Raw genomic sequence first — 18,495 nt, 5'->3', positions numbered from 1 at the left:
TCAGACCGCTCTGAGAATCCCCGGCTACGGTCGGCCCGATGACGACCCACACCGCGCCCGACGCGGTCAGCCCGATCGACCTGGCCTGCCCGCTGCGGGTGGCCGACCTGCGCCGGGCCGCCACCGAGGTCACCGTCTACATCGCCGCCGAGGTACGCGACCGGGTACGGCGCTCCCGCGACCACCTGCGCGCGGTCCTCGGCGACAACCGTCAGGTCTACGGTGCGACCACCGGGTTCGGCGCGCTCGTCGGGTTCGCCGGCCGGGACGACGACGCGGACCAGTGCGACAACACCCTCGCGCACCTCGGCGCCGGCCAGGGCCCGGACATCGACCCGGAGGTGGTCCGGGCGGCGATGCTGGTCCGGGTGTGGTCGCTGGGTCAGGGCACCTCCGGCGTCTCGCTGCGGGTCGTCGAGGGGCTCGCCGCGATGTTCGGCACGACGTTCGTGCCGGCGATGCCCCGCCTCGGGTCGGTCGGGGCCAGCGGTGACCTCATCCCGCTCGCCTATGCCACCCAGTCGCTGCGGGGCCGGGGCTGGGCCTATCTGGACGGTGACCGGAGGCCCGCCGCCGAGGCGCTCGCCACGGCCGGGCTGACACCGCTCCGCCTCGACGGACGCGACGCGCTCGCGCTGGTGAACGGCACCTCGCTTACCACCGCCGCCACCGCGCTCGCGCTGGACGACATCCGCCGCGCGCACCGGGCCGCCCAACTGCTGAGCTGCCTCCTCGTCGACGTGCTCGGCTGCGACCCCGGCCAGTTCCTGCATCCCCGGCTGCTGGCCGCGTACGGGCATCCCGGCGCGGCCGACGTCGGCGCCCGGATGCGGGAGTGCCTTGCCGGCGCGGTGCCGTCGGGTGGGCGCCCGCTCCAGGAGGCGTACAGCATCCGCTGCACTCCGCAGCTGCTCGGCGCGGCCGAGGACGCGTTGCGGTACGTCGACGGCGTGGTGGAGTCGGATCTGCGCAGCGTCAGCGACAACCCGCTGTTCTTCCCGGACGACGATCTGGTGCTGCACGGCGGCAACTTCTTCGGCCAGCCGGCGGCCTTCGCCGCCGACGTGCTGGCGACCGTGGCGGCCCAGCTCGGCAACCTCGTGGAGCGCCAGCTCGACCTCCTGGTCGACCCGGTCCGCAACGGTGGGCTGCCGCCGATGCTCGCGGCCGGGCCGGGACGGCAGCACGGGCTGCAGGGCGCCCAGCTCGCCTCGACCGCGATGGTCGCGGAGATCCGCCGGCAGGCCACCCCGGCCGGGATGCAGAGCCTGCCGACGAATCTGCACAATCAGGACGTCGTGCCGTTCGGTACCCAGGCCGCGCTGCGCGCCGTGGACCAGGCGCGGTTGCTGCGGCTGATCTGCGGAACGCTTGCGGTCGGGCTGCGTCAGGCGGTGCACGTCGGTGCGCGTACCCCGACCGCACCGGCCTGCGGTGCGGTGCTGGAGCGGCTCGCGGAGATCGTGCCGGCGATCGACCCGGACCGGCCGCTCGACGCCGATGTCCGCCGCGCCGCCGACCTGCTCGACCTGCTGACCGAGCCACCACAATTACCGGCCTCGGCTGGCTGATTTTTCTCTGAGTTCGCCTTCGTACCGTCGCCTGGTGACCGCAGAGATGCTCGACTATCTGATCATCGGGGCGGGGCCGGCCGGACTTCAGCTCGGGGCGCTCCTCGAACGGGACGGCCTGCGGGACTACCTGGTACTGGAGTCAGCCGACATCCCCGGTGCCTTCTTCACCCGGTTTCCCCGACACCGTCAACTCATCTCGATCAACAAGCCGCACACCGGATCCGACGATCCGGAGCTGAACCTGCGGCTGGACTGGAACTCGCTGCTCAGCGACGACCCGGCGTTGCGGTTCACCCGCTACACCGAGCGCTACTTCCCGGACGCCGAGGTGATGGTCCGCTACCTGGCGGATTTCGCGGCGGCCACCGGGGTCCGGGTCCGCTACCGCAGCCGGGTGGTCCGGGTCGCCCGGTTCGCCGACGGTGGCTTCGCGGTCACCGACCAGGAGGGTACGACCCACCGGGCGCGTCGGGTCGTCGTGGCGACCGGTGTCTCGAAGCCGTACGTCGCGCCGATTCCCGGCATCGAACTGGTGGAGCGGTACGACGAGATGCCGGTCGATCCACGCGACTTCCTCGACCAGCGGGTGCTGATCATCGGCAAGGGCAACTCCGCTTTCGAGACCGCGGACAGCCTGATGGAGACCACCACCCTGGTCCACGTGGCCGGGCCGAGTCCGGTCCGGATGGCGTGGCGGACCCACTACGTCGGGCACCTGCGGGCGGTGAACAACAACTTCCTGGACACCTACCAGCTCAAGTCGGCAAATGCGATCCTGGACGGGCACGTGCGCGCCATCGAGCGGGACGGTGACGGCTACCGGGTGACCTTCGGCTTCTCCCGAGCCAACGAGGTCACCAAGGAGCTGCGCTACGACCGGGTGCTGGCCTGCACCGGTTTCCGCTTCGACGCGTCGATCTTCGCCGACGACTGCCGACCGACGCTGGTGATCAACGACCGCTTCCCGGCCCAGACCCCCGCCTTCGAGTCGGTCAACGTTCCGGGTCTGTTCTTCGCCGGCACGCTGACTCAGCAGCGCGACTTCAAGAAGTCGACGAACGGCTTCATCCACGGTTTCCGGTACGGCGTCCGGGCACTGCACCGCATCCTGGAACAGCGGTACCACGACAATCCGTGGCCGGCGGAGAAGCTCGACGCGACCGCCGAGGCGGCGGCCGACGCGATCATCGAGCGGGTCAACCGTTCCTCCGGCCTCTGGCAGCAGTTCGCGGTGCTCGCCGACGTGCTCACCGTGGCCGAATCGGGTGCCCGCTACCACGAGGAACTGCCCGTCGACTACATCGGGCAGGCCGGGCTGGCCACCGCCGATCATCCGGTGGAGCACGCCTTCGTCGTCACCCTTGAGTACGGCCCCGACCACGACCAGGTCGACCCTTTCGACATCTCGGTGAGCCGGATCGCCCAGGACGTGCCCGGCCAGGCCCACGACGCGGCGTACCTGCATCCGGTGGTGCGCCACCACCGCGGTGGTCAGCTGACGGCGGTGCACCACCTGGCGGAGAACCTGGAGAACCAGTGGGACAAGCCGCAGGTGCACCGGGCGCCGCTGGTCGCCTTCCTGCGCCGCTGCCTGACGAGCACTGTGGGCTGACGCGATGCCATCGGTGCCTGCGCAGGTGACCCCGTCGCGCACCGCAATGGCCGACCCGGGGCCCCTGCACCGTCTCGACGATCTGGAAGCCGAGGCGCGGCTTCGGCTCGATCCGGTGCATCGGGACTTCTTCGCCGGCGGTGCCGGGGACGAGCGGACGCTACGGGCCAACGAGACTGCCTTCGACGCGTACCGGATCCTGCCCCGGGTGCTGCGGGGCGGGGGTGAGCGCGACCTGCGGACCGAACTGCTCGGCGAGACCCTGCCCATGCCGGTGCTGGTCTCTCCGACCGCCTTTCACCGGCTGGCGCACCCGGAGGGGGAAGTGGCGACGGCCCGGGCGGTGGGGGCGGTCGGCACCGTACTGGTGGTGAGCATGGCCTCCACCACGCCGATCGAGGCGGTGGCCGAGGCGATCGAGCCGTCGGACCGGTCGGCGCGGCTGTGGTTCCAGCTCTATCCACAGCCGGATCTCGGCTTCACCGCCTCGGTGGTCAGCCGGGCGGAGGCGGCCGGCTGCCGCGCCCTGGTGGTCACTGTCGACTCGCCGGTCTTCGGCCGCCGCGACCGCGACCTGCGCAACGGTTTCCTCGACCTGCCGCCCGGCTACTGTTGCGAGAACATGCGCGACCCGGAGACCGGCCGGGTCCGGGACATCGTCATGGACGCCACCCTCGACTGGGCCCGAATCGAGTGGCTGCGCGCGACGACGCGGCTGCCGATCGTGCTGAAGGGGATCCTGCACCCGGCCGACGCCCGCCTCGCGGTCGCGCACGGCGTGGACGCCGTGCTGGTCTCCAACCATGGCGGGCGGCAGCTCGACGGGGTGCCGGCGAGCATCGACGCCCTGCCGGCGGTCGTGGCGGCGGTCGGGGGTCGCATTCCCGTCCTGCTCGACGGCGGGATCCGCCGGGGGACCGACATCCTCACCGCGCTGGCGCTCGGGGCGGTCGCGGTCGGGGTCGGTCGACCGGTGCTCTGGGCGCTGGCGGCCCGGGGCGAGCGCGGCGTCAGTCAGTTGCTCGACCTGCTCCGCGCCGAGCTGGCCCGGGCCATGACGCTCGCCGGTGCGGTCCGTCCCGCCGATCTCACCCGCGAAATGATCCTCGACCGGGTGCCGGGATGACCTACCCGCTGGTGCTGCTGTGCTGCCTGGCCGGCCTGCTGGCGGTGGGTTGGCTGCTGCCGCGCCGGTTGCCACCGGCGGTGATCCGGCTCCGCGAGTGGATCTTCAGGCGGGTGAACGGCGCCGAGGGGATTCCGGTGCCCGGCCCCCGGATCGGTCCCGAGCACTTCACCCGGATCTACTCCCATCCGGCGGCCAGCGGGCGTAGCCGGGGCGCCGGCATCTCCGACCTCTTCTGGTACTGGCTGGCGCCGGGGCCGCAGATGCACCAGGAACACCTGGAGCCGGGCGAGCGCTACCGCACGGTGGCCCGGACGACCAGGCGGGTGGTCGCGGTGTCGCATCGACGTTCGACCGAGCTGGCCGGCGCGGCGACCCGACGGATCCTCGACGAGCTGCCGGCCGGCCGGACCCGCCACGTCCGGCTGCGGGACCTGATGATGCCGATCTGGGCGGAGGTCTACTACGAACTCGTCTTCGGCGCCGCGTGCCCGCCGGACGTCCGGGCGCTGATCGTGGCCAACGCCGACGACGTGGTCACCGCGCTCAAGTGCTGCGGGCTTCGGCACCTGGACCGGCGCGATCGGCTCACCCGCTATCTGCGAGCCCGGGTCGAGGCCGGTACGGCGCCGGTGACGCTGCCGGAGCCCTTCACCGCCGAGGAGACAGCGTGGTATCTCCAGGGCACCTTCTTCAACACCGCCGTGGTGCAGATGTCGGAGGCGATGGCGCACCTCCTGCTCGCCGTGGCGCAACACCCGACGGTGCAGCGGGAACTGGTCGCCACCCTCGACGACCCCGACGGCGACGCCGCCCTGGACCGGGTGATCGACGAGACGCTGCGGGTGCATCCGCTGTTCGGGGTGGCGCACCGGATCACGTCCGGCCCGATCGAGGTCGACGCCGGGCTGACCATCCCGACCGGCTCGGTGCTGCTCTTCAACTACCTGGCCTACCAGCGCAGCGGACCGGCGGCCGACGACACCTTCGAGCCGGAACGCTGGCTCACCCAGGACCGGGGCGACGTGCACTTCGTCCCGTTCGGTGTCACCGCCAACCGGGCCTGCCCGGCCCGCGGCGTCGCGCCGGTGATGATGCGCGCGGTGACCCGGGAGGTGCTGCGCCGGTACGCCCTGGTCTCCACCGTGCGGCACACCCGGTCGCTGCCGAACCGCGGACCCTGCTTCCTCGTCCCGACCGACGCTCGACCGCCGGCCCGGGCCCGACTTTCGGTGATGCGGTGGGGCGACCGCTGGTCCGACGTGGGGCGCAGCCTCGTCCAACTGGCGCTCGGCACCTGGATGGTGCTCGACGCCCGACGTCAGCGCCTCTGCGCGAGCTACTTCGAGCAGGTCCGGCGATGACCACGGATGGTCGATCGGGCTGGCGGCGATCGCCGATCGAGACAACATAGAGACATTGGTCACAATCGATGTCGAGGGATCGGTGTGGGATTCTCGACGTGTGCTACAGGTAAGCGGGGTATCACCAGACGTACACCGGCTGCTCCTGGTCGAGGACGACGCGGAACTCGCGGACATGCTCACCGAGGTACTTGCCGACGAGGGATACCAGGTCGACGTGGCTCGGGACGGACAACGGGGGTTGCACCTCGGGCTCACCCGACCCTACGACGTGATGGTGATCGATCGGCTGCTGCCGGCGCTCGACGGGCTCAACCTGCTGACCCGGCTGCGCTCGCGCGCGATCGGTGCCCGTGCGTTGCTGCTCACCGCGCTCGGCACGGTCGACGACCGGGTGGCCGGCCTGAACGCGGGCGCCGACGACTACCTGATCAAGCCGTTCGACCTGGACGAACTGAGTGCCAGGCTCCGGGCGCTCTGCAGACGTACCTCGGACGGCGCCGAGGCGCTGCCGATCGGCACCGGTCGGCTCGACCTCGGCCTGCGAGACGTGGTGCTGGCGGACGGCACCCGGGTGGCGCTCTCCGCCCGGGAGTTCGAACTGCTCCGCGTGCTCGCCGTACGCCCCCGAGCGGTGCACACCCGCGCCGAGCTGCGCCGCCGGGTCTTCGACGAGGCGGCGGCGACCTCCATCGTCGACACCTATGTGTACTACCTGCGACGCAAGCTCGGCCGGACGGCGGTCCGCACCGTGCACGGCCTCGGCTACCGGATCGGTGAGCTGTGACGCCGTGGCGGAGGCTGCGCCGGCCGGCGCCGGCCGGCCTCTCCTGGATGGCGGCCGAGCGCATCGTGGTGGCCAGGGCCCGTCGCCGGGTCGGCGTGCTGGTCGGGCTCGCGGTGACCGTCCTGGTCACGGCGGTCGGCGTGCTCGCCTACGGCATGCTGGTCCGTGACCAGGAGCGCCAGATCAAACGCGAACTCGCCTACACCGCCAGCCGTAGCGACCCGTCCGGTCCACCCGGCTGCACCTGGCTGTTCCTGCTCCGCGACGGTGAGATCAGCGGCGGTACGGTGCCGGCACCGCCCGGGTTCCCGCTGGCGACGGCGATGACCACCACGGCCAGCACCGGAGTCCCGGCGGAAACCACGATCACGCGCAACGGCACGGTCTACTTCGTCCTGACCGAGACCCGTGGCGAGGACGTCGTGCAGGCGATCTTCGACGCCCGGTACCAACTCGCCGACCGGCGTCACCTGCTCGTCGCGCTCGCCGTCGCGGAACTGCTCGGGCTGGTCGTCGCCGTCGCCAGCGGTTGCGTGGTGGGCCGGCTCGCCGTCGCGCCGCTGGCCGACTCCCTCGCCCGGCAGCGCCGATTCATCGCCGACGTCAGCCACGAACTGCGTACGCCCATCGCGCAGGTGCACACCCGGGCACAACTGCTGGCGCGGCGGGCCGGCGCCGCCGGCATCCCCGTCGAGTACCAGTCGGAGCTGAATCGCCTGACCGGCACCACCAGACGACTCGGCGAGGTCGTCAACGACCTGCTGCTCTCCGCCCGGCTGGCCGCCGCCCCGGGTGACCGGCCGGCCGCCGACCCGGTGGACCTGGCCACTCTCGCCGAGGCCGCCGTGCTCGCTGAGAACGACCGGGCCGGCGAACAGGGTGTGGCGCTCACCCTCAGCCGTCCGGACGTGCCGGTCCCGGTCGCCGGGGTGGAATCGGCGCTGCGGCGGGTGATCAGCGAACTGCTGACCAACGCCCTCACCCACACCCCGGCCGGCGGACGGATCGACGTGACGGTGCGCCTGCCCGCCCCCGACGTGGCGGAGTTGATCGTCGCCGACACCGGCAACGGCTTCGACCCGGCCGACCGCATCTTCGACCGGTTCTACAGCGGCGCGGGCCCGGAGAAGCGCCACACCGGGCTCGGCCTGGCACTGCTTCGGGAGGTGGTCACCGGGCACGGAGGCAGCATCGACGCCCGCAGCCATCCCGGTCGGGGCGCCCGGTTCGCCGTCCGGCTGCCGGTCGGGACGAGCCCGCGACCGGCTGCGTCGACGCTCGCGTCGGTCTCCGGCGACGCCTGACCGGGGAGGGCGTACGGGACGTGTGGAACGAGAGCTGACCGGCCGGTGTCAACGGGGGCGCGCAGCGGTCTCCGGGGTCTCGGCGATCTGCCGCGTCACGTGGCAGGCGACCTCGCGCAGGACGTCGATCTGACTCGCGGTGAGGCCGTCGATGACGTAGTGACGGACGGCGGCGACGTGTCCGGGAGCTGCGGCGACCACAAGATCCCACCCGTCCTCGGTGAGCGTGGCCACGGTGTAGCGGGGGCTCTCCGGGTCGGGTGCGCGGCGCAGCAGTCCCCGCTGTTCGAGCCGCTTCACGACGTTCGACAGTCGGGACAGCGAGCAGCTGATCTGGCTGGCCAGATCACTGAGCCGCAGGGTGCGTGCGGGTGCCATGGACAGGCCGCTGAGCACGAAGTAGTCGAACAGCGTGAGGTGGTTGTCGCGCAGGAGCTGGGCGTCGAGGGCGCTCGGCAGGTTGAACATGAGTTTGGCCAGGGCAAGCCAGGCGTCGCGCTCGTGGTCGGTCAACCACCGAGGTTCCTCAGCCATGCCGCAAGCGTACGTCCCGGCCCGACCTGCCCGAGTGGGGGACGTCCCAGCTCAGCCGGTTGACTCGGGGGCGTCGGTGTCGAGCAGGGGAGCGAGGGTCTCCCAGTTGGCGCGGGTGGCCTCCGCCGCACCTGCGACATCTCCGGCCTCGCACCGCGCGATGATCAGCTCGTGCTGAGCGACCGACTCTCGGCCGCTGAGAGAGGAGAAACGCAGTCGCTCCAGGCGACGCAGCACCGGGGTGAACTGTTCGAGCACGTCGCGTAGGGCCTGGTTGGCGCTGGCCTGGACGGCAACTGCGTGGAAGTCGTCGTCGGCGGCGATGGCCGCGTCCACGTCGTCATGCCGCAGCGCCTCGGCGAACCGGGCGTTGGCCGCGCGCATGACGTCGATCTCGTCGGCGGAGAGGTTGGGCAGCGCCTCGCGGACGGCCAGTTCGTGCATGGCGGCCGTGACCGACTGGGCGTTTCGGGCGGCGCGGACGTCCAGCGGGCTGACCATCGTGTATCGGCCGGGTCTGGTCTGCACCAGACCTGCCTGCTCCAGGCGGGCCAGGGCCTCCCGGACCGGGGTGCGGCTCACGCCGAGCCACTCGACCAGGTCGTTGTCGTTGAGGCGTTCACCGGGGGCCAGCGTGCCGCCGACGATGGCGTCGCGGATCGCCCGGTAGGCCTCGTCGCGGAGAAGTGACCTGGGAGCGAGTCCCGGCCCCCGTGGAACAGGCATGCAATATGTTGCACACCGGATGTGCCAGCTGTCAACCAGGCTCGCCTCGCGATGGATTGAGGACGTCGGCTCTTGCCCTTCTCCAATATTCGTTGGAATACTGTATTTAAGGTGTGGTTTGCCGACGTGGGCGGCCAGGCGAGGAGGATGTGATGGCTGAGGTGAATGTGGTTCCGCTGGTCGACGAGGGTCTGGGGAACACGGCGTATCTGCTGGATCTTGGTGATGGTCGGGCGCTGGCGGTGGACGCGAGCCGTGACCTGCGGACGCTGCGGGCGGTCGCCGAGCGTCGTGGCCTGCGGATCGCTTACGCCGCTGACACGCATCTGCACGCGGATTTCCTGTCCGGTGCCCGTGACCTGGCGGCCAGCGACGGTGCGCGGGTGCTGGCCTCGGCGGCGGGCCAGCGCGAGTTCGGACACGTCGCGCTGGCCGACGGGGACGAGGTGGACCTGGGTGGGTTGACCCTTCGGGTCCTGGCGACCCCGGGGCACACGCACGAGCACATCGCCTTCGAGGTGCTGGACGGCCCGTGGACCGTCGGGGTGTTCACCGGGGGATCGCTGCTGGTCGGAGCTGCCGCGCGTACCGACCTGGTGGCGCCGGAGCGCACCGAGGAACTGGCCCGGGCCCAGTACCGGTCGCTGCGCCGTCTCGCGACGCTTGGCGACGCGGTGGCGGTGTGGCCGACACATGGCGCGGGGTCGTTCTGCTCGGCACCGCCCAGCGCGGAACGGACCTCGACCATCGGGGCTCAGAGGGCGACGAACGCGCTGTTGCGCGCCGAGTCCGAGGACGCGTTCGTGACGGCGCTGCTGGGTTCGCTGGGCACGTTCCCGCCGTACTTCCTGCGACTGCCGGAGCTGAACCGTCTCGGGCCGGCGCTGGTCGGGAGCGCAGCCGTCCTGCCCGACCTGAGGGTCGAGGACGTTCGGCGCCTGCGCGAGGCCGACGCCGAGGTTGTCGACGTCCGGCCGGTTGCCGACTTCGCCGCCGGACACATCCCCGGCTCGCTGTCCATTCCGCTGCGCGGGGTGTTCGCCACGTGGCTGGGATGGCTCGTCGACCCCGACCGCCCCTTGGTCGTGGTTCGCAACGCCGACCAGGACCGGGACGAGGTGATCTGGCAGGCATTGAAGATCGGCTACGACCGGCTCGCTGGTGAGTTCACCGGGGGCATGGCCACCTGGACCGCGGCCGGTGGGCAGCTCAGGTCGATTCCGCTGGTCGACGGCGCGGCGCTGGCCGACGCCTCCATCCTGGACGTTCGGCAGATCAGCGAGTACACCACCGGTCATGTCCCGGGCGCCCGGCACATCGAACTCGGCGGCCTTGCCGCTCGTGCCGGGGCAGCGCCAGTCGGCCGCACCGTGTTGATGTGCGGCCACGGAGAACGGGCTATGACGGCCGCCAGCCTGCTCGCCCGGGCCGACCGCACCGATCTCGCCGTGCTCGCCGGCGGCCCGTCGGACTGGTCCACCGCGACTGGCGCGAAGCTGGAGGTGGGAGCATGAGTCTGCGCGCGACTCAACGCCCGATCGCCCTGGGCCTGCGGCAGAACGCAGCCCAGTTTTCCCTGCTCGTCGCGGTCAATGCCCTTGTCGGCGGGATGCTCGGCCAGGAGCGGACGGTGCTGCCGCTGCTGGCGGAGTCCGGGTTCGGTCAGCAGGCGTACACCGTCGCACTGACCTATATCCTGGCGTTCGGCCTGGCCAAGGCCGCGACGAACTACTTCGCCGGCACCTGGTCGGACCGCTACGGCCGCAAGCCGGTGCTGGTCGCGGGCTGGCTGATCGCCGTCCCGGTACCGCTGCTGCTGATCTGGGCACCGACCTGGGGGTGGGTCGTCGCCGCCAACGTGCTGCTCGGCGTCAGCCAGGGGCTCACCTGGTCCACCACAGTGATCATGAAGATCGACCTGGTCGGGCCGGCCCGGCGTGGGTTCGCGATGGGGTTCAACGAGGCCGCCGGCTACCTGGCCGTCGCCGCGACCGCGCTCGCTACCGGGTACCTAGCCGAGGCGTACGGGCTGCGCCCGGCACCGTTCCTGCTCGGGATCGCGTACGCGGCGCTCGGGCTGGGTCTGTCGACGCTCCTGGTGCGGGAAACCCGCGGGCACGCCCGCCTGGAGGCAGCGAACCACGTAGCCCGTGCCGACGGCCGCCACGATCACCTGCATCCGGAGCTGAGCAACCGGCAGGTGTTCACCCAGACCAGCTTCCGCGAGCCCGCGCTGTCGTCGGCCAGCCAGGCCGGTCTGGTGAACAACCTCAACGACGGTCTCGCGTGGGGGCTGTTTCCCGTGCTGTTCGCCGCCGCAGGTCTGTCCGTCGGACGCATCGGCATCCTGGCGGCGCTCTACCCGGCGGTCTGGGGCCTCGGGCAACTGTTCACCGGCGCGCTGTCGGACCGGTGGGGGCGCAAGTGGTTGATCGCTGCCGGCATGTGGGCCCAGGCCCTCGGCCTGGCGCTGATCGCCCTCGCCGACGCCTTCACCTGGTGGGCGGTCGCGGCGGTCCTGCTCGGCGCCGGCACCGCGATGGTCTACCCGACGCTGCTGGCGTCCATCGGTGACGTCGCCCACCCGGCGTGGCGGGCCCGCTCCGTCGGCGTCTACCGGCTCTGGCGCGACGGCGGCTTCGCGGTAGGCGCCCTGCTCGCCGGTGTCGTCGCCGACGCCTTCGGAATCCGGGCGGCGATTTGGACCGTCGCCGCCCTCACCGCCGCGTCCGGGCTGGTCGTCGCCGCCAGAATGTACGAGACCCACCGACGCCGGATCCCGGCCTCGTCAGCACCCCAGGGAGGCACCAATGGGTGACCGAGCCGCCAAGGACGCGCTGTTCGCCGAGTTCGCCGCCGTCGGCAAAGCCCTCGGCAGCCCGAAGCGCCTGGAACTGCTCGACCTGCTCGCCCAGGGCCCGCGCAGCGTCGAGGACCTCGCCAACGCCGCCGACCTCGGGCTGTCCACCTGCTCGGCGCACCTGCAACGTCTCCTCGCAGCCGGGCTCGTCGCCACCCGCCGCGACGGCACCCGGATCTGGTACTCCCTGGCCGGCGACGACGTCGCCGCCCTGTTCGCGAACCTCCGCAGCGTGGCGCAGCGGCACCGACCGCACACCGAGCAGGCCCGCCGCGCCTACCTTGGTCCCGACGACACCGAACAAATCGATCTGGCCGAGCTGCTCCGCCGGGCCGAAGCCGGCGACGTCGTCGTCCTCGACGTGCGACCGGCACCGGAGTACGCCGCCGGGCATCTGCCCGGCGCGGTATCCATACCACTTGACGAACTCGAGGACAGGCTCGCCGAACTGCCCGAAGACCGGGAGGTCATCGCCTACTGTCGCGGTGCCTACTGCGCCCTCGCTCACGACGCGGTCCGGCTCCTCAGCGCCCACGGCCGGCAGGCACGGTGCGCCACCGACGGCATCCTGGAATGGCGAGTGGCCGGCCTGCCCGTCCAGTTCAGGGCCGCCTGAGCGCGAACTCGACGACCAGGACGTACATCGGATCCTCCCCTTCTCGAAGGAGTGGTCACAGGGCCAGCAAACCCCGGTCGGTGAACTGGGCGCGGACCCGGTCGAGCAGTTCGGGCGTGGGTGGCTCGGTGTCGGCACAGGCAAACGGCAGCCCCAACTCGCGGTACTTGTGCGCGCCGAGCCGGTGGAACGGCAGCACCTCCACCCGCTGCACGGTGGGCAGCGTGGCGACGAAGTCGGCGACGCCGGCCACGTTGGCCGGGTCGTCGGTGAGGCCGGGCACCAGGACGAAGCGGATCCAGATCGGGGTGCCCCGCTCGGCGAGGCGGCGGGCGAAGCGCAGCGTCGGCGCGACCGTACCGGTCCGGGTGACCCGGCGGTAGGTCGCCGGATCCCAGCTCTTGATGTCCAACAGCACCAGGTCGGTCGCGTCGAGCAACTCCGGGGTGGCGCGGTCGCCCAGGAAACCGCTGGTGTCCAGGGCGGTGTGCAGACCCAGCTCCCTGCACCGGCGCAGCACGGCCGCGGTGAACCGCGCCTGTTGCAGTGGCTCACCGCCGCTGAGCGTGACGCCACCACCGGCCACCTTGATGAAACGTTCGTACCGCCGGATCTCGGTGACCAGGTCGTCGACGGTCATGGCCCGTCCGCTGCGCTGGTACCAGGTGTCGGGGCTGTGGCAGAAGCGGCAGCGCAAGGGGCAGCCGGCGAGGAATGCGACGAAGCGGGTACCGGGCCCGTCCACTCCGGTCGAGATGTCGAAGGAGTGGACGGACCCGACCACCGCACCCGCGGGCACGAGGTGCGGGCGCGACGGCCAGACCTGCGGCGTCATCACAGCCGGCCGTGGAAGGTGCGGGAGATGACGTCGCGCTGCTGCTCGCGGGTCAACCGGACGAAGTTCACCGCGTACCCGGAGACCCGGATGGTGAGCTGCGGGTACCGCTCCGGGTGCGCCATGGCGTCTTCGAGGGTGGCCCGGTCGAGGACGTTGACGTTGAGGTGGAAGCCGCCCGCGTCGGCGTAACCGTCGAGCACTCCCACGAGATTGTCGACCTGCTCGTCGCGGGTGCGGCCGAGCCCGTCCGGGGTGACAGTGGTGGTGAGCGAGATGCCGTCGCGGGCGCTGGCGTAGGGCAGCTTCGCCACTGACAGCGCCGCCGCGACGAGGCCGTGCGTGTCCCGGCCGTTCATCGGGTTCGCGCCGGGCGCGAACGGCTCGCCGGCTCGACGACCGTCCGGGGTGTTGCCGGTGTGTTTGCCGTAGACCACGTTCGAGGTGATGGTGAGCACCGACAGGCTCGGCTCGGCACCCCGGTACGTCGGCTGCGCCCGTACCTTGTCCATGAAGCGCTGCACCAGGTCGACGGCGATGGCGTCGGCCCGGTCGTCGTTGTTGCCGAACGCCGGATAGTCGCCGTCGACGGTGTAGTCGGTGACCAGGCCGGTGTCGTCGCGCAGCACCTTGACCTGGGCGTGCCGGATCGCCGACAGGCTGTCCACGGCGACGGAGAGCCCGGCGATGCCGGTGGCGAGGAAGCGGTGCACCGGGTGGTCGTGCAGCGCCATCTCCAGCCGCTCGTAGGCGTACTTGTCGTGCATGTAGTGGATGACGTTGAGCGCGCGTACGTAGGTGCGGGCGAGCCAGTCGAGGGTCCGGTCGAACGCGGCCAGGACGGTGTCGTAGTCCAGCACGTCGTCGGTGACGGGCGGCGTGGCGGGCGCGACCTGCTCGCCGCTGATCTCGTCCCGACCGCCGTTGATCGCGTAGAGCAGGGCCTTGGCGAGATTGGCGCGGGCGCCGAAGTACTGCATGTCCTTGCCGACGCGCATCGCCGACACGCAGCAGGCGATCGCGGTGTCGTCGGAGTACACCGGCCGGATCAGGTCGTCGTTCTCGTACTGGATGGCGCTGGTGTCCAGCGACACCTGCGCGCAGAAGCGTTTGAAACCGGTGGGCAGGTCGGCCGACCAGAGGACGGTCAGGTTCGGCTCGGGTGCCGGACCGAGGTTGTACAGCGTCTGCAGGTACCGGAAGCTGGTGCGGGTCACCAGCGGCCTACCGTCCGTGCCGACCCCACCGATGGCCTCGGTGACCCAGGTGGGGTCGCCGGAGAACAGCTCGTCGTACTCGGGCGTACGCAGGAAGCGGATGATCCGCAGCTTGATCACGAAGTCGTCGATCAGCTCCTGGGCGGCGGACTCGGTGAGCCGGCCCTCGGCGAGGTCGCGGTCCAGGTACACGTCGATGAAGGTCGACGTGCGACCCAGCGACATGGCGGCGCCGTTCTGTTCCTTGGTGGCGGCCAGGTAGGCGAAGTAGAGCCACTGGACCGCCTCGCGGCCGGTGGCGGCGGGTGCGCTGATGTCGCAGCCGTAACCGGCGGCCATCTCCTTGAGTTCGCCGAGGGCGCGGATCTGCTCGGCCAGCTCCTCACGGTCGCGGATGACGTCCTCGGAGCAGGGACGGTCGTCGAGGGACGCCTTGATCGCCTGGCGTTCGGCGACGAGGCGGTCGACGCCGTAGAGCGCGACCCGCCGGTAGTCGCCGATGATCCGGCCGCGACCGTAGGCGTCGGGCAGTCCGGTGACGATGTGCGAGCGCCGCGCCGCCAGCACGTCGGCGGGGTAGGCGTCGAAGACCCCGGCGTTGTGGGTCTTGCGGTACGCGGTGAAGACGCGGCGCACCTGCGGGTCCAGCTCGAAGCCGTACGCGGCGAGCCCGTTCTCCACCATCCGGAGCCCACCGTTGGGCATGATCGCCCGGCGCAGCGGCGCGTCGGTCTGCAGCCCGACGATCAGCTCGTGATCCCGGTCGATCCAGCCGGGCGCGTGCGAGGTGATCGTGGCGGGGGTGTGCGGGTCCACGTCGTAGATCCCGCGCTCCCGTTCGGCGATGAACAGGTCACGCAGTCGGTCCCACAGTTGTGTGGTGCGAGCGGTCGGGCCGGCGAGGAACCGGGCGTCCCCGTGGTACGGGGTGACGTTGTCGCGGACGAACGCGGCGACGTCGACGGTGTCGCGCCAGGCGTCGCCGTGGAAGCCGCGCCACGGGTCGGGCCGCGCCGTCGGGCGCTGCTCGGACCGGGCCGCCGGGCTGTGCTGCTGGGCCATGTCTCCTCCTGGAAGCTCTCTTCGAGCCTCTCGCGGGGGTGGCCGGGCGGTCAGGGGCGAAAGGCCCGGGCGGTCCGGGCCGCTGGACACCGGCGTGGGCCCCGGTGCGGCGGCGACGATCAGGGTGTGACCGGACGACGTGACCGGCATCGACGATCGGAGTGATCCGCATGACCGCCGCCACCGCGACGAGCCTCCTGCCAACCTCGGCCCCGCCGCCGCAGCGCGGGGCGGCCAGCACGCCCGGGACCGCCATCGACACCTTGGTCGGCAATGGACTCAAGGCGCTTGACGACTACGCCGCGTTCGACCAGGAGCGCGTCGACCGGATCGTGGCGAAGGCCTCTGTGGCGGCGCTGAGCCGGCACGCCGAGCTGGCTCGGATGGCGGTGACCGAGACCGGCCGGGGCGTTTTCGAGGACAAGGCGGTCAAGAACATCTTCGCGTGTGAGCACGTCACCAATCACATGGCGGCCCTGAAGACGGTCGGGGTCATCTCCCGTGACGAGATCAACGGCATCGTCGAGATCGCCGAGCCGGTCGGCGTGGTCTGCGCCGTCACTCCGGTCACCAATCCCACGTCGACGACCATCTTCAAGGCGCTGCTCGGGCTGAAGACCCGCAACCCGATGATCTTCGCCTTTCATCCGGCCGCCCAGCGGTGCAGTGTCGAGGCGGCCCGGGTGGTCCGGGACGCCGCCGTCGCGGCGGGCGCACCCGAGCACTGCATCCAGTGGATCGAGCAGCCTTCCGTGGAGGCCACCGGCGCGCTGATGAAGCACCCCGGGGTCGCCACGATCCTGGCCACCGGTGGCAACGGGATGGTGCGGGCGGCGTACTCGTCCGGAAAGCCGGCCCTTGGCGTGGGTGCCGGCAACGTGCCGGCGTACGTCCATCGCGGTGCGAAGCTGCGCCGGGCGGTGCATGACATCGTGCTTTCGAAGTCGTTCGACAACGGCATGATCTGCGCCTCCGAGCAGGCGGTGATCATCGATGCCGAGGTGTATCCGGCGGTGATGGCCGAGTTCCAGCGACTGCACGCCTATGTTGCCGCTCCCGACGAGAAGCGCCGGATCGAGGAGCTGATCTTCGGGGCCGCCGCCGGTGGCACCGATTGCGCGGGTGCGCGGCTCAACCCGGAGGTCGTCGGCCAGAGCGCGGTGTGGATCGCCGAGCGCGCCGGCCTGACGGTGCCGGCCGACACGTCGGTGATCCTGGTGGAGGTGGACCGGGTCGGCCCGGCCGAACCACTCACCCGGGAGAAGCTCTGCCCCGTCCTGGCGGTGCTGCGCGCCGAGTCCACCGAGGACGGCATCCGGCACGCCGAGCAGATGGTCGAGCTGAACGGCCTCGGGCACAGCGCGGTCATCCACACCGAGGACGCGCACCTCGTGGAGGAGTACGGGCGGCGGGTCAAGGCGGTGCGCATCATCTGGAACGCTCCCGCGTCGCAGGGCGGCATCGGCGACATGTACAACGCGTTCCTGCCGTCGTTGACGCTGGGCTGCGGCAGCTACGGACGAAACTCGGTGTCGAACAACGTCACCGCGGTCGACCTGCTCAACGTCAAGCGGATCGGCCGTCGGACCAACAACCTGCAGTGGTTCAAGGTTCCACCGAAGATCTACTTCGAGCCGAACGCGATCCGCTACCTGGCCGACCTGCCCGACGTGCACCGGGTCACGGTGGTCACCGACCACACCATGACCCGGCTGGGGTACGTCGACCGACTGATCACCGTCCTGCAGCGGCGGCCCGAGCGGGTGGCGTTGCAGATCATCGACGATGTCGAACCGGAGCCGAGCGTCGGCACGGTCGACCGGGGCGCGGAGCTGATGCGGTCCTTCCGACCCGACACGATCGTCGCGTTGGGCGGCGGCTCGGCGATGGACGCCGCCAAGGTGATGTGGCTGCGCTACGAGCACCCGGAGGTGGTCTTCGCCGACATGCGGGAGAAGTTCTTCGACATCCGCAAACGGGCCTTCAAGTTCCCGACGCTGGGGGAGCGGGCCCGCCTGGTCTGCATCCCCACCACCTCCGGCACGGGCGCCGAGGTGACGCCGTTCGCGGTCATCACCGACACCGCCACCGGCAAGAAGTTTCCCCTCGCCGACTACGCCCTGACGCCGAGCGTGGCCATCGTCGACCCGGTGCTCGCCGCCGACCTGCCGCCCACCATCACGGCGGACAGCGGCTTCGACGCGCTGACCCACGCGACCGAGTCGTACGTCTCCGTCTACGCCAACGACTTCACCGACGGTCTCGCGTTGCAGGCCATCAAGCTGATCTTCACCTACCTGGAGCGCGCGGTGCGCAACGGCGCGGCCGACGCCGAGGCCCGGGAGAAGATGCACAACGCGGGAACCATCGCCGGCATGGCCTTCGGCAGCGCCTTCCTGGGCATCGTGCACGCCATGTCGCACACCCTGGGTGCCACCTTCCACGTGGCGCACGGACGCACCAACGCGATCCTGATGCCGCACGTCATCCGCTACAACGGCACCACACCGACCAAGCTGACCGGATGGCCCAGGTACGAGGACTACCGGGCGCCGGAGCGGTTCCAGGACATCGCCCGGATGCTGGGCCTGCCGGCGGCCACCGCGCAGGAGGGGGTCGAGTCGTACGCCGCCGCGGTGGAGCGGCTGCGCGACGCCGTCGGCATCGAGCCGTCCTTCCAGGCTGTCGGTGTCGACGAGGAGGCTTTCCTCGCCGCGTTGCCGCAACAGGCACTCAACGCGTACGAGGACCAGTGCGCTCCGGCCAACCCGAGGATGCCCATGCTCGACGACATGCAGGAGCTGATGCGAGCCGCGTACCACGGCACGTGACCACGGCGCCGGTCGCGGCGGGTGGGTTCGCGGTGGTGACCGAGGAG

Annotated in this window: 14 protein-coding genes; 10 read left to right on the top strand and 4 right to left on the bottom strand. The window is 71.1% G+C overall.

Annotated features, from left to right (window positions below):
• The first annotated feature begins 38 nt into the window (after positions 1-38).
• The 6 genes from Vse01_RS18685 to Vse01_RS18660 all read left to right on the top strand — a co-directional run bounded on the left by Vse01_RS18685 (position 39) and on the right by Vse01_RS18660 (position 7,767).
• On the top strand, positions 39-1,571 hold the full coding sequence (locus Vse01_RS18685) for an aromatic amino acid ammonia-lyase (RefSeq protein ID WP_093408860.1): 1,533 nt from the start codon (positions 39-41) through the stop codon (positions 1,569-1,571).
• 34 nt (positions 1,572-1,605) lie between these two features.
• On the top strand, positions 1,606-3,186 hold the full coding sequence (locus tag Vse01_RS18680; protein WP_232511392.1) for an FAD-dependent oxidoreductase: 1,581 nt from the start codon (positions 1,606-1,608) through the stop codon (positions 3,184-3,186).
• 4 nt (positions 3,187-3,190) lie between these two features.
• Positions 3,191-4,312, top strand: a complete 1,122-nt coding sequence (locus Vse01_RS18675) for an alpha-hydroxy acid oxidase (RefSeq protein WP_232511391.1) — start codon at positions 3,191-3,193, stop codon at positions 4,310-4,312.
• Positions 4,309-5,676 carry a cytochrome P450 gene (locus Vse01_RS18670; RefSeq protein ID WP_093408855.1) on the top strand — a complete coding sequence of 456 codons (1,368 nt, stop codon included), beginning with the start codon at positions 4,309-4,311 and terminating at the stop codon, positions 5,674-5,676. Before Vse01_RS18675 ends, Vse01_RS18670 begins: the two co-directional genes overlap by 4 nt.
• A 100-nt stretch (positions 5,677-5,776) precedes the next feature.
• Positions 5,777-6,463 (top strand): response regulator transcription factor, encoded by a 687-nt coding sequence (locus tag Vse01_RS18665; RefSeq protein WP_232511390.1) that lies wholly within the window; start codon positions 5,777-5,779, stop codon positions 6,461-6,463.
• A gap of 47 nt (positions 6,464-6,510) precedes the next feature.
• Positions 6,511-7,767, top strand: coding sequence for a sensor histidine kinase (locus tag Vse01_RS18660; RefSeq protein WP_198413235.1), 1,257 nt, complete (start codon positions 6,511-6,513; stop codon positions 7,765-7,767).
• Positions 7,768-7,815: 48 nt separating this feature from the next.
• On the opposite strand, the gene Vse01_RS18655 is transcribed toward Vse01_RS18660, so the two are convergent.
• Both Vse01_RS18655 and Vse01_RS18650 read right to left on the bottom strand, forming a co-directional pair.
• Complete coding sequence (locus Vse01_RS18655) at positions 7,816-8,301, bottom strand: MarR family winged helix-turn-helix transcriptional regulator (RefSeq protein WP_170863567.1); 486 nt, start codon at positions 8,299-8,301, stop codon at positions 7,816-7,818.
• Between the two features lie 51 nt (positions 8,302-8,352).
• Entirely contained in the window at positions 8,353-9,027 is a 675-nt protein-coding gene (locus Vse01_RS18650; protein WP_093408853.1) for a GntR family transcriptional regulator, read from the bottom strand.
• A 152-nt stretch (positions 9,028-9,179) separates the two neighbouring features.
• Between Vse01_RS18650 and Vse01_RS18645 the strand changes: the two genes are divergently transcribed.
• Genes Vse01_RS18645 through Vse01_RS18635 form a run of 3 tightly spaced genes read left to right on the top strand, consistent with a single transcriptional unit; the run spans position 9,180 to position 12,503 of the window.
• Positions 9,180-10,541: an MBL fold metallo-hydrolase gene (locus tag Vse01_RS18645; RefSeq protein WP_093408851.1), complete on the top strand. Its 1,362-nt coding sequence runs from the start codon at positions 9,180-9,182 to the stop codon at positions 10,539-10,541.
• A complete protein-coding gene (locus tag Vse01_RS18640; protein ID WP_093408848.1) occupies positions 10,538-11,845 on the top strand; it encodes an MFS transporter in 1,308 nt (435 codons plus the stop codon). The genes Vse01_RS18645 and Vse01_RS18640 overlap by 4 nt, the downstream gene beginning before the upstream one ends.
• A complete protein-coding gene (locus Vse01_RS18635) occupies positions 11,838-12,503 on the top strand; it encodes an ArsR/SmtB family transcription factor (RefSeq protein ID WP_093408846.1) in 666 nt (221 codons plus the stop codon). The genes Vse01_RS18640 and Vse01_RS18635 overlap by 8 nt, the downstream gene beginning before the upstream one ends.
• A gap of 55 nt (positions 12,504-12,558) precedes the next feature.
• Here Vse01_RS18635 and pflA read toward each other — a convergent pair whose 3' ends face one another.
• Both pflA and pflB read right to left on the bottom strand, forming a co-directional pair.
• Complete coding sequence (gene pflA / locus Vse01_RS18630; RefSeq protein WP_093408843.1) at positions 12,559-13,338, bottom strand: pyruvate formate-lyase-activating protein; 780 nt, start codon at positions 13,336-13,338, stop codon at positions 12,559-12,561.
• Positions 13,338-15,617 carry a formate C-acetyltransferase gene (pflB, locus tag Vse01_RS18625; RefSeq protein ID WP_093408841.1) on the bottom strand — a complete coding sequence of 760 codons (2,280 nt, stop codon included), beginning with the start codon at positions 15,615-15,617 and terminating at the stop codon, positions 13,338-13,340. The genes pflA and pflB overlap by 1 nt, the downstream gene beginning before the upstream one ends.
• Positions 15,618-15,787: 170 nt before the next feature.
• Here pflB and adhE point away from each other — a divergent pair, with 170 nt between their 5' ends.
• On the top strand, positions 15,788-18,448 hold the full coding sequence (gene adhE / locus Vse01_RS18620; RefSeq protein ID WP_093408838.1) for a bifunctional acetaldehyde-CoA/alcohol dehydrogenase: 2,661 nt from the start codon (positions 15,788-15,790) through the stop codon (positions 18,446-18,448).
• Positions 18,449-18,495 lie beyond the last annotated feature (47 nt).

The sequence above is a fragment of the Micromonospora sediminimaris genome (assembly GCF_016863575.1).
In the GTDB taxonomy this organism is placed as follows: domain Bacteria; phylum Actinomycetota; class Actinomycetes; order Mycobacteriales; family Micromonosporaceae; genus Micromonospora; species Micromonospora sediminimaris.
The sequence above is the reverse complement of the archived record's forward strand: the minus strand, read 5'-3'. Positions and strand labels throughout refer to the sequence as shown.